Annotated in this window: 11 protein-coding genes; 4 read left to right on the top strand and 7 right to left on the bottom strand. The window is 72.1% G+C overall.

Translation table 11 applies throughout. From position 1 onward, the window contains the following. The first annotated feature begins 229 nt into the window (after positions 1-229). Both ACZ4Z2_RS22785 and ACZ4Z2_RS22780 read left to right on the top strand, forming a co-directional pair. Positions 230-556 carry a hypothetical protein gene (locus tag ACZ4Z2_RS22785; RefSeq protein ID WP_468078471.1) on the top strand — a complete coding sequence of 109 codons (327 nt, stop codon included), beginning with the start codon at positions 230-232 and terminating at the stop codon, positions 554-556. A gap of 65 nt (positions 557-621) precedes the next feature. Next, the gene (locus tag ACZ4Z2_RS22780; protein WP_468078470.1) at positions 622-1,686 is read left to right on the top strand and encodes a DUF6745 domain-containing protein; all 1,065 of its coding nucleotides are present in this window, start codon (positions 622-624) and stop codon (positions 1,684-1,686) included. Between the two features lie 33 nt (positions 1,687-1,719). Here the strand turns inward: ACZ4Z2_RS22780 and ACZ4Z2_RS22775 are convergent, their stop codons facing one another. The 3 genes from ACZ4Z2_RS22775 to ACZ4Z2_RS22765 form a co-directional block, all read right to left on the bottom strand. Then, positions 1,720-2,340 (bottom strand): L-threonylcarbamoyladenylate synthase, encoded by a 621-nt coding sequence (locus ACZ4Z2_RS22775; protein WP_468078469.1) that lies wholly within the window; start codon positions 2,338-2,340, stop codon positions 1,720-1,722. A 29-nt stretch (positions 2,341-2,369) separates the two neighbouring features. Then, positions 2,370-2,900: a GNAT family N-acetyltransferase gene (locus ACZ4Z2_RS22770; RefSeq protein ID WP_468078468.1), complete on the bottom strand. Its 531-nt coding sequence runs from the start codon at positions 2,898-2,900 to the stop codon at positions 2,370-2,372. A gap of 164 nt (positions 2,901-3,064) precedes the next feature. Continuing rightward, a complete protein-coding gene (locus ACZ4Z2_RS22765; RefSeq protein ID WP_468078467.1) occupies positions 3,065-4,429 on the bottom strand; it encodes an FAD-dependent oxidoreductase in 1,365 nt (454 codons plus the stop codon). Positions 4,430-4,620: 191 nt separating this feature from the next. On the opposite strand from ACZ4Z2_RS22765, the gene ACZ4Z2_RS22760 reads away from it, so the two are divergent. Continuing rightward, positions 4,621-5,085 carry a hypothetical protein gene (locus ACZ4Z2_RS22760; protein ID WP_468078466.1) on the top strand — a complete coding sequence of 155 codons (465 nt, stop codon included), beginning with the start codon at positions 4,621-4,623 and terminating at the stop codon, positions 5,083-5,085. A gap of 168 nt (positions 5,086-5,253) precedes the next feature. Here the strand turns inward: ACZ4Z2_RS22760 and ACZ4Z2_RS22755 are convergent, their stop codons facing one another. Beyond that, the gene (locus tag ACZ4Z2_RS22755) at positions 5,254-6,237 is read right to left on the bottom strand and encodes an aldo/keto reductase (RefSeq protein WP_468078465.1); all 984 of its coding nucleotides are present in this window, start codon (positions 6,235-6,237) and stop codon (positions 5,254-5,256) included. Between the two features lie 173 nt (positions 6,238-6,410). Between ACZ4Z2_RS22755 and ACZ4Z2_RS22750 the strand changes: the two genes are divergently transcribed. Then, positions 6,411-7,193 (top strand): alpha/beta fold hydrolase, encoded by a 783-nt coding sequence (locus tag ACZ4Z2_RS22750; RefSeq protein WP_468078464.1) that lies wholly within the window; start codon positions 6,411-6,413, stop codon positions 7,191-7,193. Positions 7,194-7,253: 60 nt separating this feature from the next. Here the strand turns inward: ACZ4Z2_RS22750 and ACZ4Z2_RS22745 are convergent, their stop codons facing one another. The 3 genes from ACZ4Z2_RS22745 to ACZ4Z2_RS22735 all read right to left on the bottom strand — a co-directional run bounded on the left by ACZ4Z2_RS22745 (position 7,254) and on the right by ACZ4Z2_RS22735 (position 11,873). After that, positions 7,254-8,042, bottom strand: coding sequence for a hypothetical protein (locus ACZ4Z2_RS22745; RefSeq protein ID WP_468078463.1), 789 nt, complete (start codon positions 8,040-8,042; stop codon positions 7,254-7,256). Positions 8,043-8,158: 116 nt separating this feature from the next. Continuing rightward, positions 8,159-9,046: a Gfo/Idh/MocA family protein gene (locus tag ACZ4Z2_RS22740; protein ID WP_468078462.1), complete on the bottom strand. Its 888-nt coding sequence runs from the start codon at positions 9,044-9,046 to the stop codon at positions 8,159-8,161. 61 nt (positions 9,047-9,107) lie between these two features. After that, positions 9,108-11,873, bottom strand: a complete 2,766-nt coding sequence (locus ACZ4Z2_RS22735) for a SpoIIE family protein phosphatase (RefSeq protein ID WP_468078461.1) — start codon at positions 11,871-11,873, stop codon at positions 9,108-9,110. Positions 11,874-12,148 lie beyond the last annotated feature (275 nt).

The raw sequence follows: 12,148 nt of genomic DNA, 5'->3' as shown, positions 1-12,148 counted from the left end.
TCCGGGCCCGTGCGCGGATCCCCCCGTTGCTCCCCGGGGCGCGCACGGCGCCGTCGGTAGGGGAGTTCTACCAAGCCCCTCTGACAACGCGGACAGCGGACCCCTCTCCTTGTGGACCAGGACCGTGAACAGGGGCTGACGCAGGCCGCGTCCGGGGCGATTGTCAGTGCCTGCCTCTACGGTCCCTTCCATCCGGAGCACAGCGAGTGCCCCGACGGGAGGGAGACCCATGTACCGGCAAGGAGACGTCCTCATCGTGCCGCTGGCGGAGACGGCCGTGCCCGACACGGCGCGTGACGCCGCGTCGGAACCGCGCGACGGACGGGGCCGGCTCGTTCTCGCCCTCGGCGAGGTCACCGGGCACGCCCACGCCGTCGTCGGCCCCGGCCGCCTGATCCGCGAGACGAACGCCTTCGGACCGATGCTGCTGCACGTCCCGGAGGGCGCCCGGGTCGTCCACGAGGAGCACGCCCCCATCTCCCTGCCGAAGGGCTGGTACCGGGTCGTCCGCCAGCGCGAGTACGTGCCGGGCTCGGTGCGGATCGTCGCCGACTGAACCGCGGCGGCGCAGGGGCAGGGCACAGGACATCGGGATCTGACGTGACATCCAGGAGGAACGGCGTGACGGAGCGGACGAATTGGCGTGCGGTGGCGGCGGGCACGGGGGCCGGCGACAGGGCACGGGCCGAGGCGGGCGTACGGCTCGCCTACCGGCGGGCCGGGCTGCCGGAGCCCGAGCGGATCGTGTGGGCCCGCTCGCCGCTGGAGGCGGTGCGCCTGCTGTCGGGCGCACCGGCCGAGAACGGCGAGGCGCTGACCGGCACCGGGCCGAGCGTCCGGGACGCCGTCCGCAACCGCCCGATCGCCGCAGCGCGCGACCTGCTGCACACCCGGCTGGGCCCGGCGGGCTGGAGCGACCACTGGCGGGCGACCGGCGCGGACCTGTGGGAGACCACCCTCCCGCTGGTGGACCGCGTCCGCACCGGCGTCGTCGAGGCGCTGGCCCCGTCCCCGTCGGAGGGCGGCCGCAAGGAGGAGAGCCGTCTTCGCCTCCTCCTGCTGGACGCGGTCCTCGGACAGCACGACGCGGCCTGGCTCCGCGCCTTCGACGACCCGACCGGAGCGGCCCCGGCCGACGGCCTCGACCGCCTCGACGGGCTCGCCGAGGTCGCCCGTACGGCGGGCTGGTGGTGGCCGTACGAGAAGGTCGCGGTCGTCGCCGAGCGTCCCACCGAGCTGCACCGGGACGAGGCGGGCCGACTGGACCGGGGCGACGGTCCCGCGCTCGCCTACTCCGACGGCTTCGCCCTGCACGCCTGGCGCGGCCTGCCCGTGCCGGGCGAGTTCCTCGACTCCCTGGCCGCCTTGACGCCCGAGCGGATCCGCGACGAGGAGAACGCCGAGCTGCGCCGCGTCATGCTGGAGCACTACGGCTACGACCGCTACCTGGAGGAGTCCGGGGCGAAGCCGGTGCACCGCGACGGGACGGGCGTGCTCTGGCGCGTGGAACTGCCCGGCGACGAGGACGTGGTGATGGTGGAGGTCGTCAACTCCACCCCGGAGCCCGACGGCACGAGCCGCACCTACTGGCTCCGGGTGCCGCCCACGACCCGCACGGCCCGCGAGGGAGTGGCCTGGACGTTCGGGCTCACCGAGGAGGAGTACGAGCCGCTGCGCCAGACCTGAGCGTGCCGTGCGGCTCCGGCCGGCCGCCCCCGGTCACTCGAACCGTGAAATGTCGCCCGCTCCCTTGCGGACGATCTCCGCCTCGCCGCTGGAGAAGTCGATCACGGTGGTCGGCTCGGTTCCGCAGTCCCCGGAGTCCACCACGGCGTCGACCTGGTGGTCGAGCCGCTCCTTGATCTCCCAGCCCTGCGTCAGCGGCTCCTCCTCGTCGGGGAGCAGCAGGGTGCTGGAGACCAGCGGCTCACCCAGCTCCGCGAGCAGGGCCTGGGCCACCCGGTGGTCGGGGATGCGCACACCGACGGTTCGCTTCTTCGGGTGGAGCAGCTTGCGCGGCACCTCCCGGGTGGCGGGGAGGATGAACGTGTAGCTGCCGGGCGTCGACGCCTTCACGGCGCGGAACACGTCGTTGTCGACGTGTACGAACTGGCCGAGCTGCGCGAAGTTCTGGCAGACGAGGGTGAAGTGGTGGCGGTCGTCGAGGCGGCGGATCGTACGGATCCGCTCGATGCCGTCACGGCTGCCCAACTGGCAGCCCAGCGCGAAACACGAGTCCGTCGGATAGACGATGAGCCCGCCCTGACGGATGGTCTCGGCCACCTGACCGATGGCGCGCGGCTGGGGGTTGTCGGGGTGCACGTCGATGTACTTGGCCATCTGCCGAGCTTATGCCTCCGCGGGGCCCGTCAGCGGACCCGCCGGGCCAGGACCTGTCCCGGCCAGGTGTCCCACAGGAACGGCTCGGTGGGCGTGAAGCCGTTGCGCTCGTAGAACGCGACCAGTTCACCCCCGCCGCCCGCCCAGCAGTCGACACGCAGCAGTTCCACACCGGCCCGCCGGGTCTCCTCGACGGCGTGGGCGAGCAGGGCGGCCCCGATGCCCCGGCCGGCTCGGCGCCGGTCGGAGACCAGCAGCCGGACGTACACCTCGGGCTCGTCGGCCGGCGCGATCGGCATGTGCGGGCTTGGCCCCGAGTCGAGGACCATCGCGCCGACGAGAGTGCCGTCCAGCTCCGCGATGTGCGGGGCGTTCTCCGTCATGTACCGCTCGATCCGCTCCGGCCCGTCGGGCCGTCGCGAGTACGGAATGGTGCCCCACTGCTCGGTGTTGCCCCGGGCGTTCATCCAGGCCACGGCCCCGTCGAGCAGATCCAGCACGGCCGGCGCGTCGGCGAGGCCACCCGGCCGTATCAGCAGTTCGTCAGTCAAGTCGTCCACACCGCAGAAGCTTAGACACTCGGACTTCACCGCCGCGCACCCGTTTTCACGAGGGCCGCCGACCGCCCTTTTCGGGGGGGCGCGGGGAACTGCGCGACCGGCCACGGAACATCCGCAGCCGATCCACGACCCACAGTCCCCTGCCCCCGCTCCCCGGTGGAGACCTACGCGCCGCTCTCCCGCAGCATGTCCTCACGCTCGACGATCTTCACGCGCTCGCGGCCCTGCGGCTCGCCCAGCGCCTTCTCGGCGGCGTCCAGCTTGTACCAGCCCTCCCACGTCGTGAAGCGCACCTCGCGCTCCGCGAGGAAGGCGTCCACGGCCTCCGGGGCGGGGGCGGCGGGCTCGTGCAGACGGCCGTTGGCGAAGTCGTCCAGCAGGTTGGAGACCGTCTCGTTGGCGTCGCCCTTGGTGTGCCCGATGAGGCCGACGGGGCCGCGCCGGATCCAGCCGGTGACGTACGTCGACTGGAGGTGCTCGCCGGTCTCCTGGATGACCCGGCCGCCCTCGTCCGGCACCGTGCCCGACTCGAGGTCCCAGGGCAGCTTGGGCAGCTTGTCGGAGAGGTAACCGACCGCGCGGTAGACCGCGGTGACGTCCCAGTCCTTGAACTCGCCCGTGCCCTTGACGTTGCCGGTGCCGTCGAGGGCGGTGCGCTCGGTGCGCAGGCCGACGACCTTGCCGTCCTCGCCGAGGATCTCGGTGGGGGACTCGAAGAAGTGCAGGAACAGCTTGTGCGGACGCTCGCCGATGTCGCGGATCGCCCAGTTCTCCAGGGTCTTGGCGACCATGTCGGCCTGCTTGTTGCCGCGCCGGGTCGCGATCGAGCCCTCGTCGTAGTCGATGTCCTCGGGGTCGACGATGACCTCGATGGTGGGGGAGTGGTCCAGTTCCCGCAGCTCCATCGGGGAGAACTTCGCCTGCGCCGGGCCGCGGCGGCCGAAGACATGGATCTCCAGCGCCTTGTTGGCCTTCAGCCCCTCGTAGACGTTCGGCGGGATCTCCGTCGGCAGCAGCTCGTCGGCCGTCTTGGCGAGGACGCGGGCCACGTCGAGCGCGACGTTGCCGACGCCGAGGACGGCGACCTTCTCGGCCTCCAGCGGCCAGGTGCGCGGGACGTCCGGGTGGCCGTCGTACCAGGAGACGAAGTCGGCCGCGCCGTACGAGCCGTCGAGGTCGATGCCGGGGATGTCGAGCGCCCGGTCGGCCGTGGCGCCCGTGGAGAAGATCACGGCGTCGTAGAAGGCACGCAGGTCGTCGAGGTTGATGTCCGACGGGTAGTCGACGTTGCCGAAGAGGCGGATCTGCGGCTTGTCCAGCACCTGGTGCAGGGCCGTGATGATGCCCTTGATGCGGGGGTGGTCGGGGGCCACGCCGTAGCGGATCAGTCCGAACGGGGCGGGCATCCGCTCGAAGAGGTCGATGGAGACACCGGGCTCGGCGGCAACGCCGGACTTCAGCAGCGCGTCGGCGGCGTAGATACCGGCCGGGCCGGCTCCGACAATGGCTACCCGCAGCGGGCGGGGCATGGTGAGGTTCCCTTCGAGCGGAGACAAGCGACTCGACGGCAACCCTAAACTAAGGCAACCCTTACCTGGTACGCGGGTCGGGTCTATGACCTCATAAGGCGATCTTATGGCATCAGGGTGACCCGGCGGACATCCGAGCGGACGTCTGAGCGGTGCTCGACCAAGGCCATGGCCATGGATGTGGACGCGATGTGTTTGCCCGCGCGGTGAACGGCAACGCGGATTCCATGAGCCGAACCAACAACGACACCAACGAGAGCACTTCGTCCGCCGAGACGGCCGCCGCCAAGGCGCGCCGGACCGCCGGCAAGGCGACCGCCCCGGCCACCGGGACCGCACAGAAGGCCGCCGACAAGGCGGGTGACACCGCGTCAGCCGCCAAGAACGGGGCCGGACGTGCGGCCGACACCGCGAACAGCGCCGTGCACAGCGCGGTCAAGGGTGTCGAGGTGGGCCGCCAGGCGGTCGTCCAGGCTTCCGGTCAGGTGGCCGCCACCGCCAAGACGGCGGTGACCGTCCTCGCCCAGCGCAAGCTCGTCGCCGCGGGCGTGGGCGCGGGGCTGACCGCGCTGACCGCCGCCTCCTACCTGGCCGGACGCCGGTCGGAACGCCATGTGCACGGCCCGCTGACCCGGCTCACCGGCGGACGCATCTGACCGCCACCCGCACAACGCGGTACGACGCCGCACTCCGCGGCGCAAAGCCGCACTACGCGGCATGACGCCGCACCCCGCGGCAGGCCGCGGTACGACGCCCGGGAGGCAGCGGGAGCGCTGCCTCCCGGGCGTCTGCACGACTCCGGCGCCTGCGCCGGGCGGTCGGACCTACCAGCGGCCCTCGACCTGGTCCTTGATCCGCCGGTCGTACAGGTCGCGGATCGCGGTGATCGTCTCGTCGGAGAGCGCCGGCAGCGCGGCCGCCGCCGCGTTCGCCCGCGCCTGCTCCGGCGTGCGGGCGCCCGGGATCACGGTGGTGACACCCGGCAGCTGGATGATCCAGCGCAGCGCCAGCTGGGCCGGGGTGAAGCCCTCGGGCGCCAGCCCGGCGAACTCCACCGCGGCCTCGACACCCGTCTCGTAGTCGACACCCGAGAAGGTCTCGCCCTGGTCGAAGGACTCGCCGTGCCGGTTGTACGTGCGGTGGTCGTTCTCGGCGAAGACCGTGTCCTTGGTGTACTTGCCCGACAGCAGCCCCGACGCCAGCGGCACCCGCGCGATGATCGCGACGCCCGCCTTCTCGGCCGCCGGGAGCACCTCCAGGAGCGGCTTCATCCGGAACGGGTTGAGGATGATCTGCACGCTCGCCACGTTCGGCCGGGCGATCGCCGTCAGCGCCTCCGCGCAGGTCTCCACGCTGACGCCGTACGCGGCGATGCGCTCCTCCTCGACGAGGGTGTCGAGCGCGTCGAACACCTCGTCCGAGGAGTAGACGGGTGTGGGCGGGCAGTGCAGTTGCACCAGGTCGAGACGGTCCACGCCGAGATTGCGGCGGGAACGGTCGTTCCAGGCCCGGAAGTTGTCCAGGACGTAGTTCTCGGGGATCTGCTCGACACGACGGCCCATCTTCGTCGCGACGAACACATGCAGGTCCTGCCGGCTGCGCAGGAACGTGGCGATGGTCTGCTCGCTGCGGCCGTCGCCGTAGACGTCGGCGGTGTCGAAGAAGGTCACCCCCGCCTCGGCCGCCGCCTCCAATACGGACAGGGCCTCCGTGTCGTCGACGTCTCCCCAGTCGGCGCCCAGCTGCCATGTACCGAGCCCGACCACGGACGCGTGCTGACCCGACCTACCGAATGCGCGTTCTTCCATGCGATCAGTGTGTCATCAGTTCCCCCTGCTCAGTGCGGGAAGGCACGCGGTAGGCGTCCCCCGAGCGGTGCCCACTGGACGGTCTCGGATTTCCCGCGCGAACGATCGTGACGAGGGGCCGTGCGGCCGGTTACCGTACCGGGCAGTAACCGGAGCGCATCCAGGAGGCCCCCATGCCGCAGCTCGAAGTCGCCGGAGCGAGCCTGACGTACGACGACGAGAGCCCTCGCGACGGCGACGGGGTGCCCCTGGTGTTCATCCACGGCTGGACGGCGAACCGCCACCGCTGGGACCACCAACTCGCCCACTTCTCCGAGAAGCGCCGGGTGATCCGGCTGGACCTGCGCGGGCACGGCGAGAGCACCGGCGCCGGGGTACGCACCATCGCGGAACTGGCCGACGACGTGCTGGCGCTGCTCGACCATCTCGAGGTCGAGCGGTTCGTCCTCGTCGGCCACTCCATGGGCGGCATGATCTCCCAGACCATCGCCCTCGCCCACCCCGACCGGGTGGAGCGCCTGGTGCTGGTCAACTCCATCGGCCGGATGACCTACAGCCGCGGCCGGGGCCTGCTCATGGCCGTCTCGACGCGGGTCCCGTTCAAACTCTTCGTCGCCGCCAACATCCAGCGCGCCTTCGCCCCGGGCTATCCGCGCGAGGAGATCCGCGAGTACATCCGCGCCTCCTCGGCGACCCCCCGCGAGGTGGTCATGACCCTGTACGGCGCCATGCGCGCCTTCGACGTCCTGGACCGGCTCGGCGAGATCAGGGTCCCCACCCTCCTCGTCCACGGCTACCACGACATCCAGCTGCCCGTCTCCCAGATGCTGCGCATGGCGAAGGCGTACCCGGACGCCGAGGTGCGCATCCTGGACGCCGGCCACGAGCTCCCCGTCGAGAAGCCGGCCGAACTGACCGCCACGCTGGACCGCTTCCTCACCGGAGCCCGCGTCTGACGCCCCCGTCTCGCCGCCCGCACCCGTGGGCGGCGAGACGCCCTGCGTGAACGGCCGTGCTCACACCGCCGGGCGCGACCGCGAGGGTCCCCGGCCCCGCAGACCGCCGAGCGACCGCAGCCACCTCGGTACCGCACCCACCACGGCCCTCGTCCTCGACAGCCGACCGATGTCCTCGGCGAGGGACAGCGCGGCCCCGGTCCACGCGAAGCCGAAGGACCACACCGACAGCCACTCGCACAGGTAGAGGGGCGTGATCGGCCAGTCCTCGCCGACACCGGTGGCGGCGGCCGCGCCGGCCAGCGCCATGAACACGAGGATCAGCACCCCGGCCGCCAGATACGGCCGCCGGACGTACGACCGGTCCTTGATGCCGGGCGCCCAGTACATCAGGAGACAGAACCCCGCCATCGACGCCAACAGCCCGACGGCGAACACCAGATGGAACACGGAGACCGTCAGCTGCCGGGGGTCCGCACCGGTACCGGGCGCCGTGGGGAAGAGGGCGACCCCGAGCGCGCAGCACCCGGCGATCGTGCCCATCACGTCGTTCAGCCGGTTGAAGCGGTAGATGACCAGGAACGTGCCGAGCGCGCAGAGGCTGCCCACGAAGACGTCCCGTGTGCTGGTGTGGTAGGCGCCGCTCATCGATCCGGGCCACACGTCGTCGAGGTCGCGGCCGTCCAGCAGCGCGGCGATCCCGTTGCCGAGCGGCAGCGCCAGGGGCAGCAGGACACCGATGATCCCGACCCCGAGGCGCAGCCTCATGACCGTGCGCGCGTCCTGATCGCGCTGTGCTGCCGCCACCCGGTCCCGCAGGGGCACGGGGGCGGTCCCGTCCGTGCTCACGGGCCACCTCCTCACCGAAAGGCGCCAGGCGAAGGGCTGTCCCGCCGTGCCCGCCCCCGGACGATGACCGGAAGCGGCCGAACGTAAACCCGAACACGGCCGGTGAGTTCGGTCGCTCAGCTGGTCAACTGGCGTTCGGCGGTGGCGAGTACCTCCGTCACACGCAGACCGAACGCAGCGTCGCACGGATGGGGCCGGCCGCCGCGGGCCGCGGCCAGCAGGGCGTCACCGGCCCGCACCAGCGCCGGTACGACACCTCCCTCGTCGGACGGGGGCAGGACGGTCGCCCCCGTCCGGCCACGGAACTCGGCGGTCGCCCCCGAGGCCGCGGGCGGCGCGGACAGGCTGAGCGTCACCGTGCTCGACGCCCCACCGGTGTGTCCGAGGACCAGATGGACCGTGTCCTTCGCCCCGCGTACGGCGGTGACCTGGTCGACGTCCCCGAGCACCGGCAGCAGCACCGACAGGGCGTGCGGGCCGACATCCCACAGGGCGCCTTTCTCCCGCCGCCACGGCGACGCCGCGAACGGGCTGTCGCTGTCGCCGTCGAACAGCGAGCCCAGCCACTCCGCGCGGGCAGTGAACCAGCCGCCGGTGGCGGCCTGCTCGGTGATCCACGCCTCGATCGCGGTCTGGAAGCGGGCGGTGAAGAAGACCACCGAGGCCACCTGGGCCCGCTCGACGGCCTCGACGACGGCCCGGCCCTCCGTGACGTCCGTGGCGAGCGGCTTGTCGAGCAGCAGATGACAGCCGGCCCGCGCGGCCCGCACCGCGAGCGGCGCCTGGACCGACGGCGGCAGGGCGACGGCGACCGCGTCCACATCGGCGAACAGCGCGTCCACGTCCTCGTACACCGGCAGCCCGCCGTGCCGGTCGGCGAGCGCCCTGGCCGCCTCCGGGCGCCGGCCCCACACCCCGGCGAGATCCAGCTCCCCGTGCGTGCTCAGCGCGGGGGCGTAGGCCATCTGCGCCCACGGTCCTGTTCCGAGCAGTCCGATACGCATGCCGTTGTCTCTCCTCGACGCGATGTGATCCGTGCCCCCTGCGGTCCGGTACCCGGGTGCCTCAGGGCAGTGCCTGCTCGGTCCAGATGGTCTTGCCGGTGGGGGAGTAGCGGGTGCCCCAGCGCTGGGTGAGCTGGGCGATCAGATAGAGGCCGCGGCCGCCCTCGTCGGTCGTCGCCGCGTACCGCAGATGCGGGGAGGTGTGACTGCCGTCCGTGACCTCGCAGATGAGGGTGCGGTCGTGGATCAGCCGGACGCGGATGGGCCCGCTGCCGTACCGGATGGCGTTGGTGACCAGTTCGCTGAGGATCAGCTCCGTGGTGAACACCAGGTCGTCCAGCCCCCATTCGGCCAGCTTCCGCGTGGCGTCCGCCCGGCACCGGCCGACCGCCGCCGGCTCGGCGGGCACGTCCCACTCGACGACCCGGCCGGCGTCCAGCGCCCGAGTCCGGGCGACGATCAGCGCGATGTCGTCGCTCGCGCGGCTCGGCGGCAGCGCGGCGAGCACGGCCCGGCACGTGCCCTGCGGTGAGGTGTCTGCCCCGGCCAGCGCCGAGCGCAGCAGTTCCAGACCGTCGTCGATGTCCCGGCCCCGGTCCTCCACGAGCCCGTCGGTGTACAGCACCAGCCGGCTGCCCTCGTCGAGGTCCAGCTCGGCCGTCTCGAACGGCAGACCGCCGAGCCCGAGCGGAGGACCGGCCGGTACGTCCGGGAAGTCGACCCGGCCGTCGGGGCGGGCCACCGCGGGCGGCGGGTGACCGGCCCTGGCGACGGTGCAGCGCCGTGACACCGGGTCGTAGATCGCGTACAGGCAGGTGGCGCCCGTGATCGGGGCGGAGCCGTCCTCCGCCTCGTCCTGGTCGATCCGGCTGACCATCTCGTCGAGCAGCCCGAGGATGTCGTCGGGTGGGAGGTCCAGCGCGGAGAAGTTGTGCACGGCGGTCCGCAGCCGCCCCATCGTGGCCGCCGCGTGCAGCCCGTGCCCGACGACGTCGCCGACCACGACCGCGACCCGGCTGCCCGACAGCGGCAGCACGTCGAACCAGTCGCCGCCCACTCCGGCCTGCGCGGGCAGATACCGGTAGGCGACCTCCAACGCGCTCTGCTCGGGCAGGCTGCGCGGCAGCAGACTGCGCTGCAGCGTCACCGCCATGGTGTGCTCGCGCGTGTAGCGCCGCGCGTTGTCGATGGAGACCGCCGCCCGGGCGACGAGTTCCTCGGCGAAGGCCAGATCCTCCTGGTCGAACGGCTCGGGCTTCTGCGAGCGCCAGAAGTTGGCGACACCCATCACCAGGGGCCCCACCCGCAGCGGCACCGTGATCAGCGAGTGGATGCCGTACTCGACGACCTGCGCCGACCGCTCCAGGTCCTGTGCCTGCCAGCCGGGCGACCTGCTGAGATCGGTCTCCAGGATCGAGTGGCCGCTCTCGATGCTGCGGGCCTGCGGGGAGGAGGCGACCAGGTCGATCTTCTCGCCCACGTTGTACAGGGGGGCGTCCTTGCGGATCCCGCTGAACGCCGTGCGCCGCAGGGTGGTGACCATCTCCGGTTCGTCCCCGCTGAGGGCCGCGGGCGCCAGGTCCACCGTCACGAAGTCCGCGAACCGGGGGACGGCCACCTCGGCCAGCTCCTCGGCGGTGCGGGTCACGTCCAGACTCGTGCCGACGCCCACCCCGGCGTCGTACAGCAGCTTCAGCCGGCCCCGCGCGGACTCCGCCCGGCCCGACAGGGCGCGCAGCTCGGTGGAGTCACGGAGTGTGGCGACGCTGCCGGACGGCTCGCCCTGGAGATCGGTGGGCCGCTGGTTGACCGCGAGCAGCCGGTCGCCCACCAGGTGCACCTCGTCGTTGGCGACCCGGCCCGAGGCCAGCAGGTCCGCCATGTGCGCTTCCAGGCCCAGGGTCGAGACGTCCTGCCCCTCGGCGTTCGCGGGCAGGTCCAGCAGGCGGTGCGCCTCGTCGTTGGCGAGGAGCAGCCGGCCCCCGCCACCGACGATCATCACGCCCTCCCGCACGGCGTGCAGCACGGCGTCGTGGTGCTCGTACATGCGTGTCATCTCGGACGGGCCGAGGCCATGGGTCTGCCGCAGCAGTCGCCTGCTGACCAGCGCCGTGCCCGCCGTGGCCAGCGCGAGCGCGGCGGCCGCCGCGGCCAGGACGAGCGGCAGCTGCTGCTCGGCGACCCCGCCCACCTTCTCGGTCGTGATCCCGGCCGACACCAGGCCCACGACCTTCCCGTCCGCGTCCTTGACCGGCACCACGGCCTGGACGAGCGGCCCCAGGGTCCCGGTGATGTCCTCGGTGAAGGACTCGCCCTTCAGCGCCGGTTCGAGGGTGCCGACGAACTTCTTGCCGATACGGTCGGGCTTCGGGTGGGTGTAGCGGATGCCGTCGGTGTTCATCACGACGATGAAGTCCACCCCCGACTGGATCCGCGCGGCCTCCGCCCTCGGCTGGAGCACCGCCGTCGGATCCTCGGAACTCAGCGCCTCCCGGGTGCCGGGCGCGTTGGCGAACGTCTCGGCCACGGCGAGCGACCGGTTGTGCGCTTCCTTGGTGCTGTCGTGCCGGACCTGGAGAACCAGCGCCACCACGGCCGAGACGACCAGCACCAGCACGATCACGACCTGCAGCAGGAACACCTGTCCGGCGACACTGCGTCCGCTCAGCGACGACCGCAGTCCCGTGAGGGGCCGCCACCGGGATCCCTCGGCATCGGCGGCGGATCCGTGCGGTACCCGCCGGGCGCCGTCGTCCCGGCCCTGCGCGCGCCGGCCATGGGGACGGCGGGTCGACTGAGCGCGGGATCGACCCAGGAGACGGACCATGTGCCCATGTCTACACTGCCCCGCGCCCGGAGGCGAGAGGGGGTCACACCCTGTGACCGGCGTTCCCGCCGACCGTAGGGCCGACCACGCGTCCGGCACGGCCGCGAGCGCCTCCGACATGCCGATTCCCATGAGTTTCCTGTGAATCCGTGAGTCGCTTGAACACACCGGCGTTCGGCTCCGTATAGGGCGGGGGTTTTATATGCCCGGACCGACCACGACGTTGTAGGAGTCACCGTGGGACGCACCACAAGGCGCAGACGCCCGACAGGAGC

Source organism: Streptomyces sp. NPDC030183 (assembly GCF_055573455.1).
This window is presented reverse-complemented; position numbering and strand designations above follow the sequence as displayed.